The sequence below is a fragment of the Nodosilinea sp. E11 genome (assembly GCF_032813545.1).
GTDB lineage: Bacteria > Cyanobacteriota > Cyanobacteriia > Phormidesmidales > Phormidesmidaceae > Nodosilinea.
This window is the reverse complement of the sequence record NZ_CP136520.1, coordinates 376,813-393,114: the sequence shown is the minus strand read 5'-3', so window position 1 is coordinate 393,114 and position 16,302 is coordinate 376,813. Positions and strand designations below refer to the sequence as shown.

Sequence of the window (16,302 nt, the reverse complement as noted above, 5' to 3'; positions counted from 1 at the left end):
GGGTTACCGCCCAAAGCCCCAAAAGGCCATGAGTTCGCGGGCTCGGGCGGCCCCTGCCGTATCCCCCTGGCGCGCGTATAGAATGGCGGCCAACTCAAGGTTTGAGAGGGCCTGAGCCTCTAACCCCTGGCCATGGAGCGCCAGGCTGAGATTATAGAAGGCCGCTGGATCGTCGGGCAGCGCATCGACCACCTTGCGGTAGGAGAGCACCGCTTGCAGGTATTGGCCACGTTCCAGCAGCAACTCGCCCAGCAGGGCGTGGGCGGCCACGAGGTCGGGGTTGAGGCGCACTGCCCGCACCAAGTAGTCATAGGCGGCCTCGCGATCGCCCGCCTGGTAGAGCAAATACCCAGTCTGGTGTTGAGCCTGGGCATTTTGGGGGGCGACCCGCAGGGCCTGGCGCAGGTTTTCAGCGGCCTCAGTCCGGCGATCCTGCCTCAGGTAAATATTGGCTACGCTGACGTACAGGTCACCGTTGTTAGGGTTAGCCCGCAGTCCCTGATTTAAGTAGGTGAGTGCCTGGTCGTAGTTTTCTTGCTGCAGGTACAGCGCGCCTAGGGCTTCATACGCCTGGGCGTTGCCCGGGGCAATGCGGGCCAAGGTTTGGTAGGTGGCGAGGGCACCGTCGTAGTCGTTACGCTCCAGCTGAATGCCGCCAATGCCCAAATGAGCATTTACCTCTCGCGGGTTGGTCGAAAGAATGCCCTGGTAGGTTGCCAGAGCCTCATCAAACTGGTTATTTTTGTACTGGCTATGGGCCAGGCCATAGCGAAAGGCCAGGTTGTTACCGTCTAGAGCGATCGCCCGGCGGTAGGCCTCAATCGCCTCGCTATAGTTGCCCTGCTGCACATGAAGGTAGCCAATGCCCGAAAATAAGCGTGGGTTTTGGCGATCGATCGCTGCCGCCTGCTGATAGATTGCGATCGCCCCAGCATAGTCTCGCGCCGACACCTTGGTTTGCCCCTGGCGCAGCAGGTCATCAACTTGATCTTGCTGGGCCGTGCTCAACCCGTTGCCGCTGTTTTGAGCTATCCATAGAGTCGCCTCAGGCTGGAGTAAGAAGCCCGCCCCAACCTGAGGCTCTGCAACCGCCCCTTGGGCACTGGGCACCACCGTCCAGCCGCCAATTACTCCGCACAAGATAGCGATTGCTGCGTAACTGCGTCTCACAGAATAATCTCCTTACTGCTTAGTCTGATCATCAACTAGTGCAATCCATATATTACAACTTGCCAACCGCTGTAAAGAATGGTCACCATCAGGGTGAAGGCTGCCGTTGATCCCATAGCATTTAAGTATCAGGTTACACCAAACAAAACCTGATTGTCGCTACACCGCATTGCTACAGACTCTGCCTAAATTTATTCCTTTAGCCGCGAGGTGCCAGTCATGAAAGGTCTGAAGCTCTCTGTTTTTGGCTACTTTTTTGATGGGTTAATGCAATATTTTGCCGAGCCGATCGGTAGAATATTTGGCCCCGACGATAACAGCTACCCCGAAATTGGGGTTCAGCCCTTTGATGGCGATGCCTACGCTGAAACGGTCGAAACCCTCTAAATCAAGCCCTACTTCTGATGACTTTCACTAACTTGTCCCGCCCCCTTCATCAAGGGGGCTTTTTGCCATGACTGTGTATAAAATCACCTAAAGATCTCAGTAATAGTAAATCCTGTTGGGTTACCCTCAGTTCAGCAGGGCGAATGCCGTAGAGTCTCTGGCCCGGCTACGCCTACGCTCCTACAGTTTTGTCTGGCGGCAATTGGATCGACCTCCAGATGCACCCAAGCCACAGGACGACTAAAAAGGGTTCGAGCCTGTGGCTTGAACCCTTTCCAGTTATTAGGTTAAGCACCTAGTCTCTACAACTAGGCTCTCACAACCCTAAAGTAGCTTCAGAGCTTAGTAACCGCCACGAGAGAAGCTGTCACCGCCACCTCTGCGGCCACCGCCACCACCACCAAAGGAGCCGCCACCGCTGCGATCTTCGCGGGGCTTGGCTTTGTTGACTTTAAGGTCACGACCCATCCACTCAGCTCCGTCAAGAGCTTCAATAGCGGTCGCTTCCTCAGAGTCAGCGCTCATTTCCACAAAACCAAAGCCGCGCATGCGACCGGTTTCGCGATCGGTGGGAAGCTGAACTCGCTTAACCGAGCCATACTCCGCAAAGATCGAGGTTAGATCTTCGCTGGTAACGTCGTAAGACAGATTGCCTACGTAGATTGACATAATTGGTCTCCAAAAATTAAAGGGCTTGTAGAGCAAAATTTCGGAGAGGAATCTGTCAATGGAAAAACGGAAAAACGCGTTAATACTAGAAACAAATGCTGCAAACCGATCTCTATATCTCTGGAGTAACGGTAGCACGTTTGGAAAGGTTGTGGGAGGCTCACGTTCAAAATAACCGCTCAACCCAGACTCAAAGCCAAGGGGCACGGCAAAATCGCGCGATTCACCAACTTTGCATAAAGTTATATTAAGAGCAGTCTGGCTCTTCAACAGAACGAGGCATGGTGGGACAGGCCACGGATCTCCTTCACAGCGTCAAGGAGTGCCTTCAAACAAAGTACCGGCTAAATCAACTACTCCATAGCAGATTCCCGTCTTCGCGGGAATGGCGCTGGACCTGGATTAATTGGCGAGGCTCTTGCTGAGGATCGACTGAGCCCAGGTCAGACTGTGACTCGATCGATCGCCCGCTGGCCACCAAAGCGCTGGGCAATAATGTCGTCGTAGGTGTCGGCGATGGTGACTACCGAGAGAATGCAGGTCTGTAGCTCCCGCAGATCCATATGTTCGCCGCCGAGGACGCTTTCAGCAAACAGCACCTGGTTGGCGTCGTCGAGATGAAAGGCCCCAAAGCGCATACGACGGTTTTCGGTGAGCAAAAAGTGCATCAGGTCTTTGTCAATGGTGCTGCCGATGGTGACGCAGCTGGTGGCCCTTACCGTGGCCAGGTCGGCTTTTTCCCAGGGGTGCACTTCCCAGGGCAGCACCTCAACTTCGATCAGGGTAGAGCCGTAGAGAATGTCAAAGCGAGGGATGTCGGCGTAGGCCCGCAGGCTTTCTCTAAATAGATCGGCGGTTTGTAGGTAGTCGGCGACTTTGGTGTAGGTAAGGGCTTGGACGGTGCTGGCGAAGGAGATGGGCATGGGAGTGGGGAGTGAAGAGTGAAGGGGTGGGGAGTGGATGGGTGGGTGGGTGGATGAACCTTAGTGTCGTAGGGTGGGCAGTACCCACCATCTCCTTTGGGTGGAGCAGATGGGTGGAGCAGCTCACTTTCAGATTGCCCTACATAATGAACATCTTCTGGTCGAGGGTTTTGGGGGCGTGGCTATCGACAAACTGCTGGGGGCTTTCGTCTGACTCCAGCCGCCCATCCACCAGGTTAATGATGCGATCGGCCACGTCGAGAATGCGGTTGTCGTGGGTGACCATGAGAATGGTGCAGCCTTTTTCTTGGGCCAGGTGCTGCATCAGCGTCACCACGTCGCGGCCCGACTGTTTGTCGAGGGCGGCGGTGGGTTCGTCAGCCAGAATTAGCTGGGGCTGGTTGACCAGGGCGCGGGCGATCGCCACCCGCTGCTTTTGCCCGCCGCTCAGTGCTGCCGGTTTATAGTCGGCCCGCTCGGCCAGCCCCACCTGGCTGAGAATATCCACCGCCTGCTGGCGCTTGCCGCGAAAGTTGCCGGTCAGCTCCACCGCCATTTCTACATTTTGGGCGGCCGTTAGAGACTCAAACAGGTTGTGGGCCTGAAAGATAAAGCCGATATTGCGGCGAATCTCGACCAGCCGGCGATCGCCCAACCCCACCAGTTCTTGGCCCAGCACCTGCAAACTGCCGTCGGTGGCCGATCGCAGTGCCCCAATTAAGGTCAGCAGGGTAGTTTTGCCCGAGCCGGAGGGGCCGGTCATAATTACAATCTGACCGGGGTGCAGATCGAGGCTGATATCAAACAGCACCTGCTTGCGCAGATCGCCCTTGCCAAAGAAATAATTGAGGTGGCGCACCTGAATCGACGCCTCGACGGCGGCGGGCAGCGAATCAGGGGACAAGGATGGTGCAGTCATAGCCCAAATACCTCCGCAGGGTCAGTGCGCTGCACCTTGCGTACCGCAATGGCACCGGAAATCAGGCACATAATAAAGGTCATGATGTAAATGTTAGCGACTCGCTGTAGGGTCAACTGAAATAGCAGACCGGTGACTGCTGCCCCCAGGTTGTAGAACAGGGCACTAATCAGCAGGCCAGGAATAAACCCCAGCACTGAAAGAATAATTGCCTCTTGAATCACCACCCCAAACAGGTAGGTATTGTCGTAGCCGATCGCCTTCAGGGTGGCGTACTCCGACCAGTGGTCAGCCACGTCGGTGTAGAGAATTTGGTAGACCAAAATAATGCCGACCACAAACCCCATGGTGGTCAACAGCGAAAACACAAAGCCGATGTTGGTGTTTTCTTCCCAGTAGGTGCGCTCGCGGGCGATAAACCCTTCGGGGCCAGCCATGGGCAAAATCAGCACGTCCTGGGGCAAGCTGTCGCGCAGAGTTTGCACCAGAGTATCGATATCGGCACCAGGGGCAACCCGCAGCAGGCCAATATCGGCAGTGGCAAAGCTGCGCTCAGTTTCTTCGGGGCCACGATTGGCAAAAAAGCGGAGGAAGTTTTGGTCGCTCATGATCAAGTTGCCGTTGCCCGAGGCGAAGTCGGTGCCCAGGCTAAAGGTGCCGACAATGCAAATTTCGCGATCGGCCAGTTCGGTGATGACACCGGTTTCGCGGGGGCCAACCTCGTCGCGGGAGCGGCTGTCAATCATCGCCGTATTGGGCAGGCGCAGCTCCTGCTGCCGGGCCAAGACCTCGGCCATGGGCAACACTGGGTCGGAGGGGTTGTAGGCAATCACGCGTACCGGACGGGTTCTGCGGGTCTCAGGATTCTTCCAGCGGGCGTCGCTAAGGTAGAGGGCGTAGGCCCCCTCCACGCCGTCGAAGGCCTGGGCCTGATACAGGCGACGGCGGGCAAAGGCGCGGGGCACAAACATATTTTCTTTGAGCCGATTAATGATCACAATTTCACCATTGAGTCGGCTGAGCAACTGGGTCTGGCTGTCGTAGAGAGCGTTTTTAAACCCGGTAAACAGAAACATCAGCAGCACCGCAAAGGCTACCCCCGCCATCGAAGTGAGAAACTTTTTGCGATCGTGCACCAGGTTGAGCAGGGCTAGCGGAGTTCGCGTCATGGGTCATGGGTGGATGGGTAGGGTGGGCAATGCCCACCATTAGCCTTTGAAACTAAACGGGGTATTTGCTGGGGTGTTCTAGCTGGGCGAGGGTGGGTGGTGGGCATTGCCCACCCTACGGGGAGCGTCTTTGACCGCAAGGGATTGGGGGGATTGGGTCTGCGCTGTGATGCTCCCTACTCGCCTAAGAATTCTGCCAACATTCCAAATCCAAAATCTAAACTTCATGCGAATACCTCGGCTGGGTCGGCGGTAACGGCTTTACGGACAGAAATTAGCCCCGATAGCGCGCACATCAGCACCGTCAGGGTAAAGACAAAAAACACGCGAAAGAGGGTCATCTGCATAGGCAGCGTGCCCGCCGTAGCGTTGTAGGCCATGGTGTAGAGCCCCAGCGCCAAAATTAGCCCCGGCACATAACCCATCAGAGCTAGCAAAATGGCCTCTTGAATAACGGTTTTAAACAGGTAGCCACCGCTGTAACCGATCGCCTTTAGGGTCGCGTATTCTCTTAGATGATCGCGAATGTCGGTGTAGAGAATTTGGTAGACAATCACCGTGCCGACGATGAACGAGACCAGCACCCCCAGGCCAAAAATAAAGCCAATGGAGGTGGTCTGAATCCAAAATTGGCTCTCTTTGCGAATAATTTCGGGCTTAGTGTAGACCTCAACATCGGCGGGCAACTGGCTTTGCAGAGTGGCTTTGACCCGCTGGGCATCGGCCCCTGGCTCCAGCAGCACCAAGCCCAGGTTGATCTGATTGAGGGAGCGAGGCGCAAAGTAGCGACGAAAGTTTTGATCACTCATGATCAAGGTGCCGTCGGCGGCAAAGCCACCACCTAGGTCATACTGGCCGACGATGGTAATGCGGCGGCGATCGGCTTCAGTTTCGAGCCCCACGGTTTGGAGGCCAAACTCAGGGCGCGATCGCCGGTCAATAAAAGCACTGTTCGGTTGCTGAAGAGCCCGTCGCCCCTCTTCAGTGTTGAGCTCGGGCATCAGAAACACCGGGTCGGTGGGGTTAAAGGCGTAAACAAATAGCGCCCGGCTGAGACTCGTTTCGGGGTTTTTCCAGAGGGCGTACTCAGCGTAGAGAGGCATCGTCTGCTGCACCCCCTCAATGCCCGCCGCCTGGTACAGCCGCTCGCGGGGGAAGGCCTTGGTGGAGCTGATTTCTAGCGACTGCGGCGAGATCAGAAAAATATCGCCGTTGAACTGGTCATAGAAATTGGTGGTGGTGCTGACCAGAGCACCCAAAAAGCCCAGGTTCATAAACATCAGCAGCACCGCAAAGGTGACGCCAGCGACAGCCACCAGTAGGCGAGGGCGATCGTGGCGCAGGTTGTACCAAGCCAGGGGAATGCGGGGCAGAGCAGGGAGTTTCATCGCCGCCCCCTACTGCTCAATGTCAATGGCAACATCAACCTGGAGATTGGTGAGCGCAGCCACCGCCTCGCTTTGGTCAACCGCCACCCGCACTTCCACAACGCGGGCGTCGGCGTTGGCGGCGGGGTCGTCGTCAAGCACGTCGTTTTTGGCGATTTGCAGACCGATTTCGCTGACAGTGCCGGTGAGGATGTCGCTAAAGGCCCCATTGCGGCTGGTGATGGTGACAGGCTGCCCCAAACGCACCAGGCCGATATCGGTTTCGTAGACCTCGGCCACTACCACCATTTGGCGGGTATCCCCCAGGGCGAGAATTGGCCCGCCGGATTGCGATACCGCTTCACCGGGGTAGGCAAAGATATCGAGCACCTGCCCGGCCTGGGGCGATCGCACTACCGTGCGGGCCAACTGGGCCTCGGCCAGAGCCAGGTTTTGGGCGGCGGAGTCAACCCGGCTGGCCACCTGAGCGCGGCTGGTGGTGGCGCGGGCCGAGACCACCTGGGCCTGGGCGTTTTGAATGTCACTGAGACGGGTCTGCTCTAGGCGCTGGCGAGTGGCGGTGGCGTTGCCCAGATCGGCCCGCAGACGCTCGACAGTGGCCCGCTGGCGGTCTAGTTCTTGGCGGGAAATCGCCCCCGATTCATTGAGCTGCTGAAACCGGGCCAGGTCAATTTCGGCTACGTCTAGCTCGGCCTGAAGGCTAGCAATAGCGGATGTTTGGGCAGCGATCGCGGCCTGCTGCGGCCCGTCGATCTGCCCCACTCGGGTGCTGGCCTCCTGCACCTGGGAGTTGCCCAGGGTGGTCTCAGCGGCAAGCTGGGCGCGGGCCTCGGCGAGCTGGCTGGCCGCAAAGTCGCGCTCGGCCCGGCGCACGTCGTACAGGTCGAGGTAGGCAAGAATTTGGCCCTGCTCCACGCGATCGCCCTTTTGCACCTCTAGGCGATCAATGCGACCTGCCTCAGAGGCCGCTACATTCACCACTCGACTGGCGGGCTCGACTCGGCCCAGGGCCACCACCTTGACCTGGCGAGGCGGCGGTAGCTCGGCCTGCTCTCGGGCCGCCTGACGAGTCTGCATGATGTTGCGGACGGCCAGAGTAGAGCCGGTGCCCACAATCAGCAGAGCACCAATCAAAAGCCAAAAACTCGGCTTTCGCCAGGGTTGATCAGAGTCGATAGACATAGGCGTTGCCGGGGCAAAGATAGCGAAGGGAAGCAAAATGCAGTGTCAGCCAATCGCCCGAAACAGGGTAGATGCATTGCTACCCTGAATTTAACTGAACGGTGTAGTTTAGTCAATTCCTGTTCCCTCACCCCTCACCCGCCCCCAGGGCCTTGAGGATTCGTTTCTGGGCGTCGGTCAGCCCTGTGACCCCGGTGATGTCTAATCCTTTGTAGGGGCGATCGCCCCGCAGCACCCGCAGACAAGCTCCGGTGGTGGTATTCCAGAGGCGGATGGTGGCGTCGGCACTGCCGCTGACCAAGCGATTGCCCTGGGGAGCAAAGGCCACCGCCCACACTCAACCGCTGTGCTCAGTGAGAATGCGATCGCACTGGTGGATCTGCAGATTCCAAATTCGCACGGTGCCATCCATGCTGGTGCTGGCCAGGCGGCTGCCGTCGCCGCTAAAGCTGACCGAGCAGACGCCGTTGGTGTGGCCTCCCAGGTTGGCGAGCAAACGGCCCGAGGGCAACTCCCACAGGTTGATGCTGCCATCGGCGCTGGCGCTGGCCAGCAGTCGACCTGTGGGATCAAAGGTGACCGCTAGCACCCGGTTGTCGTGGCCGTGCAGGGTGAGCAGGGGCTGGGTGCCCTCGGCACGCCACAGGTCAGCAAAGTTAGCTCAGAATTACGACTTTGAGGAGGGGATTGCAGACACGATAAAAGGAGAAGAACCTGGATACATCTTTGAATATTTAGTATCAAAATGGCCTACTTCCAGATAATTCAAATTTTGAGGATGCGGCTTATAAATCGTAAAACACTCCATCAAGCAGAAGGTCGCAGCACTTTCTAATGGACCAACCATGATCGTTTGGTTGTTCCATGATCGTCCTGATTTTATCCAGAATTCTAACTGCGATCGCGACAGGCAGTACATACCCGAGTGAGGATTAGTACATTGAGAAAACTTTACACCGTCTAGCTGAATAGCTGATGTGCGATCCCAAGCGATATCGTGGTCAATTGTAAGGTCAATATAGCTTTTTCTGCTCTCATCCATCTCGTAGCGATTTGGAAATAGTAAATACTTATTTCTGCCACTAAATTGATTAAATTTTTCGATTTTATTTAGAAACCACCCGTCTGAAATTACAATGTCATCTTCAATCAACATAAACCAGTCATATTCATTAACATGAGTGACCAGTTCATCCTGAATTCTGTATCCCACATACATCGGATCACAGTTAGGCGAGCTAATAGTATCAATACATTCTTGCTGGTATAGAGGCAAGCCGCTGACAATATTTCTGTCGGGCAAAGTATGTACAGTGATTTTTAAGTCGCAATGGGCAAAGCTGCTTAATAAACCATCCAGGGTGCGCCGAAGGCGCTCAACTTTATCAGCTCCAACACCTAAGAAATCCTTGGATTCTTGAGGAGAGGTAATATGTGCAATTCCTATTAGAACTTTGGGTCTATTTTGTGGCTTTAGGTCAATTAGTGGATCTGCGAAAGTTTCAGTAATTTTTCGGTTTTGATAAAATAATATTCTTTTGAATTTTCCGATTAAAGAGTCTAAAGCTCTTGTGGTGGCTCCATAACCAAATACTATGGAGTTGATAAATTTTTGCTTCTTTGAGAGTGACTGAGATGACAAAAGCATTCTCCCGTTAATCTCTGTATTCTTGCGCCGTACACATGACGTATGCATTGCACGTATAGATTATATTCAAAAAAACTGTGCTGTGTGCCTCAGCTCTTGGTCCTGCTTGCTACTTCTGTGCCCACCACACCTGAGAACTTTGGCCAGGTGCCACGGGTGCATATCGAGGGTTTGCGCGATCGCACCATTAGCTCAGCGCCCCAGCGGCGCATGACCACCGCCCTGCCCTGTGCTTCGGTCATCACCTTAGATACCCGTCACAACCCTTACCTCTCGGCTCCCGAAGTGCTGGCTAACCATTTGCTGGCGCTGCTGTAGCAGATGGCTCTAACGAGTAATTCTTAACAGATTGCGGTCCTGGTTAAAGATTGTTTTCGCGATTTTGTTGAGGGTTGAGCCCGCATTTTATGGTGCATAAACCCATTTGGCAGACCTGATTTAAGGAGACCCGATTGAGGAAAAGCTATGGCGCACGACAATAAATGGTCGTCACAGACCGTGTTTATTTTGGCCGCTGTCGGTTCGGCGGTGGGCCTGGGGAACGTGTGGCGGTTCCCCTACCTGGCGGGGCAGTACGGCGGTGGGGCCTTCCTCATCCCCTACCTAATTGCCTTTGTGGTGATGGCGACCCCAATTTTGATATTAGAGTTGGCCATTGGCCAGCGCATGCAGCGGGGGCCGATTAAATCGCTGCGCCACATGCACCCGGCCTTTGGAGGTGTGGGGCTGTTGGGGGTAATTTCAGCCTTTTTGGTGGTGGCCTACTACGCGGTAGTGATGGCCTGGTGTTTGCTCTACCTGCTGCGATCGTTTGCGGTTGCATGGGCCGACGACCCCGAGGGCTATTTCTTTGGCAATGTGTTGCAAATTAGCGACGGGGTGGGCCAACTGGGGGGCTTTAACTGGCCCGTGGTGGCAGCCCTGGCGGTGATCTGGCTGATGATCTATTTCTGCATTTGGCAGGGGCCGAAGAGCGTGGGCAAAGTTGTGCTCTATACGGTGCCGATTCCGGTGGCAGTGCTGGGGGTATTGTTTGTGCGATCGGTAATGCTGCCGGGGTTTTGGCCCGGTTGGCAGCTCTATATCACCCCGGTATGGAGTGCCATGCTGTCACCGGAGGTGTGGACGGCGGCGGCTTCCCAGGCGTTTCTCACCCTGTCGGTGGCCTTTGCAATCATGCTTACCTACGCCAGCTACAAAAACCCTGACGAAGATATCGTTCAGTCATCGTGGATTACAGCCCTGGCGGATATGGCAATTAGCTTGTTTGCTGGGTTTGTGGTGTTTGCGGTGCTGGGCTATATGGCCTGGAGCGCTAATACCTCGGTGGCAGAGGTCACCACGTCGGGGCCGGGGTTGGCCTTTGTGGTGTTTCCCCAGGCGCTCAGTCTGATGCCGCTGCCGGGGCTGTTTAGTGCGTTGTTTTTCTTTATGCTGCTGACCCTGGGCATCGACAGCGCCTTTTCTCTGGTCGAACCGGCGATCGCCACCATTCTCGACATCAAGCCAGAGCTTAAAAACACCCAGGTGGCCGGGTGGGTCTGCCTGGCGGCCTTTGGCGTCGGTCTGCTCTACACAACCCGGGCGGGGCTCTACTTCCTCGACATCGTCGATCACTTTGTAGTGAGCTACAACGCCATGCTGATGGCCCTGGGAATGGCTATTTTAGGTGGCTGGGTGTTTGGGGCCGAACTGCTGCGGCGCTACATCAATGAGGTTAGCCAGTGGCAGATCGGGCGCTGGTGGAACTGGTCAATTAAGTGGCTGGTGCCCGGTGTGCTCGCCATTCTGCTGGCTACCCAGCTCTCGACCGATCTGCGCACCCCCTACGAAGGCTACCCTGCCTGGGCGCTGGCTTTGGGCTGGGCTACGGTGGTGGTGCCAGTGGGGCTAGGGCTCTGGATGGTGCGAGGCTTTGGGGCCGCAGCGGGCGATCGCAAGGCGACCCCTGAGTGATCTGTGGCGAGTCACCATGGCGAGCTGAGGCCCCAAGCTAGAGCGACAGCATCCGCTCTAGCTTGGGGATCGTGAGCGGCAGCTGAATGCAGGCATCGACAATGTAGGCCTCGGTTGCCAGTTTGGGAGCCTGCTCTGCATAGAGAATGGCCACTTTGATCGGTTGGGGTAGCCGGGGTGGCCTGATCTGTTGCAACTGCTCCAGCAGTGCCGGGTTGTCGGCTTCGCGATCGCCCACCACCAGCAGTTGGGGCAATAGGTGGAGCGGGAGCTGACGCAGGTGGTGATGCACCTCTGGCCAGCTCTGGTAGCCGTCGACCTGCCAACCGCAGGCCCTGACGTAGGCAAAGAGCGGCTGGTGGTGGTCAAGGTCGCAATCGATCACCATTAACCGTTGGACATCTCTGTGCTGGGTGGTTGGGGCTGATGTAGTTGAAACCATTGTGCCCGCCCTATCCCCCCCCTGCCGGGGCAAGTACAGCAAGAACTGGCTCCCCTGGCCCTCCGCCGACTCAACCCGCAGATGGCCCCCATGGAGCTGGGCCAACTGACGGGTCAGGGCTAGCCCCAAGCCAGCGCCGTCATACTGGCGATCGAGGTCGCGATCGATCTGAGTAAAGGGCTGAAAAATGTGTTCTAGCTGGTTGGCCGGAATGCCAATGCCGGTGTCTTCGACCCGAAACTCGATCAGGGCGTCGCAGCGCTGCACAGTCAGAGTCACCTGGCCCTGGGACGTAAACTTGATGGCATTGGTCAACAGATTCAGCAGCATTTGGCGCAGGCGGCGCTCATCGGCGGTGCAGGTAGTGGCATCGGCGGCTACCTGGTGAGTCAGCGTGAGAGTTTTCTCGGTGGCGCGGGGCTGCACCATGGCCAAACAAGACTGACACAGATCGGGCAGCGATACCTCGGTCAGCCGCAGGTGCTCTTGGCCCGCCTCCACCTTAGAGAGGTCAAGAATATCGCTAATGATCGCCAGTAGATGTTCACCGCTGCCGTTGATGTAGTTGAGGTATTCAAGCTGCTTGGCGTTGAGCGGACCCACCACCTGCCGCGACAGCAAAGCTGAAAGGCCCAAAATTGAGTTGAGCGGGGTACGAAGCTCGTGGCTGATCATGGCGAGAAAGCGGCTCTTCGCCTGACTGGCCGCTTCAGCCGCCTGGCGCTGGGCTTCTAGGGCCTGGGTCTGCTGGGTTTGCTGAGCCATGGTTTGCAGGTACTGCTCTCGAGTCATCTCGCGCTGGCTCAGCACCTGCTGGAGTTGAGCAAAAGCCTCGTCGTCGCGGCAGAAGACCCGGAGATCTTCCTGATCGGGGGCAGTCATGGGTAATAGTGGATCCAAGCAGCGGTCAATCTCTCCCCATTAAACCTCACCAGTGGGTAGGGCAGAGCGTCCTGACACTATTGTTTATTGCAAACATCTATTGGGTTTAGAACAGGTTTGACCTAGGGGGATTGCACTGCACTGCCCCTACCAGAAGATTCCGCCTGTCAACGTGTCCTCACTCAAGCAACTGCTGCAATTATCAGCCTGCTTCAGGAAATACAGCGGTAGAGTCGGCTTGGGTAGCAGGCCGTTAGAGCCTCGCTCCAGGACGATCTAATACCCGTTGTCCATACCGCTGACGCGGCACCCCCAACGATAAAAATCTATTTTTAGAGCAAATCCGATTTGGTAAACCCCGGTTCATAATTAGGAACCCCGTAGGGGCGTAGCATGCTACGCCCCTACAAATCGGGGGTATTCATTCAGGATTTAGCATAATCCCCAAACGTTCTAGCCGGATTTCCATTGCCCACCCCTCAGGCAAAGTGTTGAAACCCTTGACTAAAGCTGAGCACGGTCGGGGCTGTGCCCTCGGCAGGCCAGAGTTCGACGGCAGGAGCGGTGGTGGTTTTGCCGACAATACGGCACGGGTGCCCTAGCCGATCGCATAGGGCCTCGGCCAGGGGCCAGGGCAAACACAGTACCAGCTCAAAGTCTTCGCCGCCGTAAAGGCACCAGTCTATGGCCTGGGCCTGGCCCACCCAAGCCCCCAGGGCCGGATCGATCGGCAGGTCGGTCTCGTTAAGCTGAGCCCCCACACCGCTGGCCTGACACAGGTGCAGCACCGCGTTGGCCAAACCATCGCTAGAATCCATAGCGGCGATCGCAGCGGTATTGCCTTCGCCCAGCAGGTCGTCTAGGACGGCGATCGCATCAAACCGGGGCTGAGGTCGTTGATGGGCTGCTACCCAGCGATCGCCATCGGTCGCGGCAGGAGGAGTGCCTGGTTCAGACTTTAATAACAGCGCTAGCCCTGCCCGCGACAGCCCGTGGTAGCCCGTGACCACAATCGCCTGCCCTGGCTGGGCGCGGTGACGGTAAAGCGCCCGCTGAGGCACCACGTTCCCTAGAGCGGTAATGGCCACGCTGACCGTATCGGCCCGGCACAGGTCACCCCCCAGCACCACCCCACCCCAGCGCTCTAGGCAGTCGGCCATTCCCTGGTAAAGCCCTTCGACCCAGGCCAGCGGCGTAGCCCCCGGTAAGCTCAGGCCCACGGTAATGCCCTCCGGCACCGCCCCCATCGCCGCCAAGTCTGAGAGATTAGCTGCCACAGCTCGCCAGCCCACATCAGCCGGGGAGGTGGTGCGATCGCTAAAGTGCACCCCATCCACCAGCACATCGGTGGTGACCACCAACTGCCGGTCGGGAGGCAGGGTCACCACTGCTCCGTCATCGCCCACCACCGACCCAGGGCAGTAGCGAAACAGCCGCTTCAGCAGCCCCAACTCTCCCAGCTCAGCCACGGTTTGCGAATTTGCCATAGGAAATTCAGTACCACTTCCCTAGGTCGGCTGCACCAAGTTATCGCCCCCAGAAACCACCCGAATCGACTCAATGCGATCGCCCTGGGTGAGTTGCTCCAGGAGTTCTTTGTTTTCGACTACATAGCCAAAGACCGAGTAGCGGCCATCGAGCAGGTTGAGGCCAGCGGGGGTCATCTCGGGCTCAAACAAGAAGAAGAAAAACTGCGAAGAACCGCCGTTGGGGTCAGTGTTGGGGCGGGCCATACCCAGGGTGCCAAAGGCCGAAAATGGCAGCACGGGCGCGTCTAAAAAGCGCCCAATCTCCTCTAGGGTGGTGCCGTAGACGGGGGCCTCATCACCCTTCACCAAAATCTCCAGGGGCACCGCTCGATAGGCTTTGGTCTTGGGATCAACAAAGCCATCTTCGGGACCAGCAGGGTCGCCGGTTTGCAGTACGTAGTTGTCTTCAGCGCGGGTAAACTCCATGCCGTCGTAGAAGCCGCGCTGCACTAGGTCAACAAAATTGCCGCCGGTCACCGGGGCGCTATAGCCATCGATCACCGCTTGCAGGCTACCTTTGTTGGTCGTCACCTCGACCGTGGCCCGCCCTTTGAGCTGGGGCAAACTGCTGTACTCTTCGGGCACCTCGTAGGGAAACTCTTTGACCATCAGCTCTTCAATGCGGCTGACATCTTCTAGCATGGCCGCTCGCTTGAGCCATACGGTTTCGCGATCGCGCAGATCAACGGCCTCTTGCAGGGGCAGGAGCTGGGCCTGAATGTCATCGAGGTAGCTGATCGCGGCCGCTCGTTTGCCCGCAGGCACCGCCGCCAGCATCGTCTCACGACTGCGGGTCAAGGTGCGCTCGATCTTAGTAATATCTTTGCTGATCGGTCCCCAGCGTTTGCTGCGCAGCCACTGCGACAACCCCTCCAGGGTGCCCTGCACCGCCCGAATCTCAGGATTGTCGATGGGCAGCGAGTAGCGCAACAGCGCCTTACCATCGGTAATGGCATTGCCCGGTGGCAGGTAGGCTAGCGGCCCCACAGGCATAGCCTGGGCCGGAGACAGGCTGCTCAGCCACACTCCTGCGGTAATCACCAGCCCCAGGCCCAGCTGCATCAGCCGTGGCCAGATTAACCTCTGCTGTTTACCCATCATTGCGCTTGTTTGCTTAGCCATAATTCCTTTATCTCCGCCCGGACGACCGGTCTCCGTGTGACGCACTGCGCCCCTACAATCTTGTCATACTCTGGAACGCCCCAGGCCATTGCCCAGGGTCAGCCAGTCAGAACTTCCCGGATCCGCCTCTATTCCTCTATTATTTAGACGCTCCGGCCATTCGCTTTAGGTCCTTCTACAGATTGGCCAGGGTTGAGGGTAAAATCTGTGGGAAATGGCCGCAGGGGGGTAAAATGAAGTGCCAAAACTTAGACTGCCTACCGTAAGCTAGCGCCATGATTTCCAGTAATGATTTTCGCACCGGTACTTCAATTGAGCTAGACGGATCGGTCTGGCGCGTGGTCGAATTTCTCCACGTCAAGCCCGGTAAGGGATCGGCCTTTGTGCGCACCAAACTAAAAAATGTCAAAAGCGGCAACACCGTTGAGAAAACCTTTCGGGCTGGTGAAACCGTGCCCCAGGCGGTGATCGAGAAGAAAGACATGCAGCACACCTACCGCGACGGCGAAGACCTGGTGTTCATGGATATGGAAACCTATGAGGAAGTGCGCCTCACAACCGATGAAATCGGTAGCCAGGTGAAATATCTCAAAGAAGAAATGAGCGTCAGCGTGATCAGCTGGAACGGTCAAATTCTAGAGGTAGAATTGCCCAACTCCATTGTGCTTGAGGTCACCCAAACCGATCCGGGGGTGAAGGGCGACACCGCCACTGGCGGCACCAAGCCCGCCATCCTCGAAACTGGAGCCCAGGTCATGGTGCCTCTGTTCATTTCGATTGGCGAAAAAATTAAGGTAGACACCCGCACCGATGCCTACCTAGGTCGTGAGTAAGCGGCGGCCCTGCCCGTTACCCTCTCTAGGGACGTCAGCCGTACTGCCGCTGACACCCGAGCCCTTGGCCCCTTAATCTGAGG

The 16,302-nt window shown here is 56.9% G+C and carries 15 protein-coding genes and 1 pseudogene; 4 read left to right on the top strand and 12 right to left on the bottom strand.

Annotation, left to right across the window (positions count from 1 at the left end; translation table 11 throughout):
- Positions 1-3: 3 nt before the first annotated feature.
- Complete coding sequence (locus tag RRF56_RS04260; RefSeq protein ID WP_317036386.1) at positions 4-1,170, bottom strand: tetratricopeptide repeat protein; 1,167 nt, start codon at positions 1,168-1,170, stop codon at positions 4-6.
- Between the two features lie 219 nt (positions 1,171-1,389).
- Here RRF56_RS04260 and RRF56_RS04255 point away from each other — a divergent pair, with 219 nt between their 5' ends.
- Entirely contained in the window at positions 1,390-1,557 is a 168-nt protein-coding gene (locus tag RRF56_RS04255; RefSeq protein ID WP_317036385.1) for a hypothetical protein, read from the top strand.
- 342 nt (positions 1,558-1,899) lie between these two features.
- On the opposite strand, the gene RRF56_RS04250 is transcribed toward RRF56_RS04255, so the two are convergent.
- The 8 genes and pseudogenes from RRF56_RS04250 to RRF56_RS04210 all read right to left on the bottom strand — a co-directional run bounded on the left by RRF56_RS04250 (position 1,900) and on the right by RRF56_RS04210 (position 9,449).
- On the bottom strand, positions 1,900-2,226 hold the full coding sequence (locus tag RRF56_RS04250; RefSeq protein ID WP_317036384.1) for an RNA-binding protein: 327 nt from the start codon (positions 2,224-2,226) through the stop codon (positions 1,900-1,902).
- Positions 2,227-2,669: 443 nt separating this feature from the next.
- The gene (locus RRF56_RS04245) at positions 2,670-3,149 is read right to left on the bottom strand and encodes a T3SS (YopN, CesT) and YbjN peptide-binding chaperone 1 (RefSeq protein WP_317036383.1); all 480 of its coding nucleotides are present in this window, start codon (positions 3,147-3,149) and stop codon (positions 2,670-2,672) included.
- A gap of 139 nt (positions 3,150-3,288) precedes the next feature.
- Positions 3,289-4,068: an ATP-binding cassette domain-containing protein gene (locus RRF56_RS04240; RefSeq protein WP_317036382.1), complete on the bottom strand. Its 780-nt coding sequence runs from the start codon at positions 4,066-4,068 to the stop codon at positions 3,289-3,291.
- Positions 4,065-5,237 (bottom strand): ABC transporter permease DevC, encoded by a 1,173-nt coding sequence (gene devC / locus RRF56_RS04235; protein ID WP_317036381.1) that lies wholly within the window; start codon positions 5,235-5,237, stop codon positions 4,065-4,067. The genes RRF56_RS04240 and devC (RRF56_RS04235) overlap by 4 nt, the downstream gene beginning before the upstream one ends.
- Before the next feature lie 224 nt (positions 5,238-5,461).
- Positions 5,462-6,625: an ABC transporter permease DevC gene (gene devC, locus RRF56_RS04230; RefSeq protein ID WP_317036380.1), complete on the bottom strand. Its 1,164-nt coding sequence runs from the start codon at positions 6,623-6,625 to the stop codon at positions 5,462-5,464.
- 9 nt (positions 6,626-6,634) lie between these two features.
- Positions 6,635-7,807: an efflux RND transporter periplasmic adaptor subunit gene (locus RRF56_RS04225; protein WP_317036379.1), complete on the bottom strand. Its 1,173-nt coding sequence runs from the start codon at positions 7,805-7,807 to the stop codon at positions 6,635-6,637.
- Between the two features lie 127 nt (positions 7,808-7,934).
- Positions 7,935-8,426 (bottom strand): annotated as a pseudogene (locus RRF56_RS26360) (WD40 repeat domain-containing protein).
- A 48-nt stretch (positions 8,427-8,474) separates the two neighbouring features.
- Positions 8,475-9,449: a hypothetical protein gene (locus tag RRF56_RS04210; RefSeq protein WP_317036377.1), complete on the bottom strand. Its 975-nt coding sequence runs from the start codon at positions 9,447-9,449 to the stop codon at positions 8,475-8,477.
- Between the two features lie 123 nt (positions 9,450-9,572).
- Between RRF56_RS04210 and RRF56_RS04205 the strand changes: the two genes are divergently transcribed.
- Positions 9,573-9,773, top strand: coding sequence for a hypothetical protein (locus RRF56_RS04205; RefSeq protein ID WP_317036376.1), 201 nt, complete (start codon positions 9,573-9,575; stop codon positions 9,771-9,773).
- Positions 9,774-9,920: 147 nt separating this feature from the next.
- On the top strand, positions 9,921-11,411 hold the full coding sequence (locus tag RRF56_RS04200) for a sodium-dependent transporter (RefSeq protein ID WP_317036375.1): 1,491 nt from the start codon (positions 9,921-9,923) through the stop codon (positions 11,409-11,411).
- Between the two features lie 37 nt (positions 11,412-11,448).
- Here the strand turns inward: RRF56_RS04200 and RRF56_RS04195 are convergent, their stop codons facing one another.
- From RRF56_RS04195 to RRF56_RS04185, 3 genes are all read right to left on the bottom strand, one after another.
- Complete coding sequence (locus tag RRF56_RS04195; protein WP_317036374.1) at positions 11,449-12,735, bottom strand: HAMP domain-containing sensor histidine kinase; 1,287 nt, start codon at positions 12,733-12,735, stop codon at positions 11,449-11,451.
- Between the two features lie 479 nt (positions 12,736-13,214).
- On the bottom strand, positions 13,215-14,222 hold the full coding sequence (thiL, locus tag RRF56_RS04190; RefSeq protein WP_317036373.1) for a thiamine-phosphate kinase: 1,008 nt from the start codon (positions 14,220-14,222) through the stop codon (positions 13,215-13,217).
- Between the two features lie 21 nt (positions 14,223-14,243).
- Positions 14,244-15,386, bottom strand: a complete 1,143-nt coding sequence (locus RRF56_RS04185) for a peptidylprolyl isomerase (protein ID WP_317036372.1) — start codon at positions 15,384-15,386, stop codon at positions 14,244-14,246.
- A gap of 275 nt (positions 15,387-15,661) precedes the next feature.
- Between RRF56_RS04185 and efp the strand changes: the two genes are divergently transcribed.
- Positions 15,662-16,219: an elongation factor P gene (gene efp / locus RRF56_RS04180; RefSeq protein ID WP_317036371.1), complete on the top strand. Its 558-nt coding sequence runs from the start codon at positions 15,662-15,664 to the stop codon at positions 16,217-16,219.
- The last annotated feature ends 83 nt before the right edge of the window (positions 16,220-16,302 follow it).

Excerpts from the sequence above, each read along its gene's own strand:
- RRF56_RS04250 (WP_317036384.1), bottom strand. The coding sequence starts at position 2,226 with ATGTCAATCTACGTAGGCAATCTGTCTTACGACGTTACCAGCGAAGAT.
- RRF56_RS04195 (WP_317036374.1), bottom strand. The coding sequence starts at position 12,735 with ATGACTGCCCCCGATCAGGAAGATCTCCGGGTCTTCTGCCGCGACGAC.
- devC (WP_317036381.1), bottom strand. The coding sequence starts at position 5,237 with ATGACGCGAACTCCGCTAGCCCTGCTCAACCTGGTGCACGATCGCAAA.
- RRF56_RS04240 (WP_317036382.1), bottom strand. The coding sequence starts at position 4,068 with ATGACTGCACCATCCTTGTCCCCTGATTCGCTGCCCGCCGCCGTCGAG.
- efp (WP_317036371.1), top strand. The coding sequence starts at position 15,662 with ATGATTTCCAGTAATGATTTTCGCACCGGTACTTCAATTGAGCTAGAC.
- RRF56_RS04200 (WP_317036375.1), top strand. The coding sequence starts at position 9,921 with ATGGCGCACGACAATAAATGGTCGTCACAGACCGTGTTTATTTTGGCC.
- RRF56_RS04185 (WP_317036372.1), bottom strand. The coding sequence starts at position 15,386 with ATGGCTAAGCAAACAAGCGCAATGATGGGTAAACAGCAGAGGTTAATC.
- RRF56_RS04225 (WP_317036379.1), bottom strand. The coding sequence starts at position 7,807 with ATGTCTATCGACTCTGATCAACCCTGGCGAAAGCCGAGTTTTTGGCTT.
- devC (WP_317036380.1), bottom strand. The coding sequence starts at position 6,625 with ATGAAACTCCCTGCTCTGCCCCGCATTCCCCTGGCTTGGTACAACCTG.
- RRF56_RS04245 (WP_317036383.1), bottom strand. The coding sequence starts at position 3,149 with ATGCCCATCTCCTTCGCCAGCACCGTCCAAGCCCTTACCTACACCAAA.
- thiL (WP_317036373.1), bottom strand. The coding sequence starts at position 14,222 with ATGGCAAATTCGCAAACCGTGGCTGAGCTGGGAGAGTTGGGGCTGCTG.
- RRF56_RS04255 (WP_317036385.1), top strand. The coding sequence starts at position 1,390 with ATGAAAGGTCTGAAGCTCTCTGTTTTTGGCTACTTTTTTGATGGGTTA.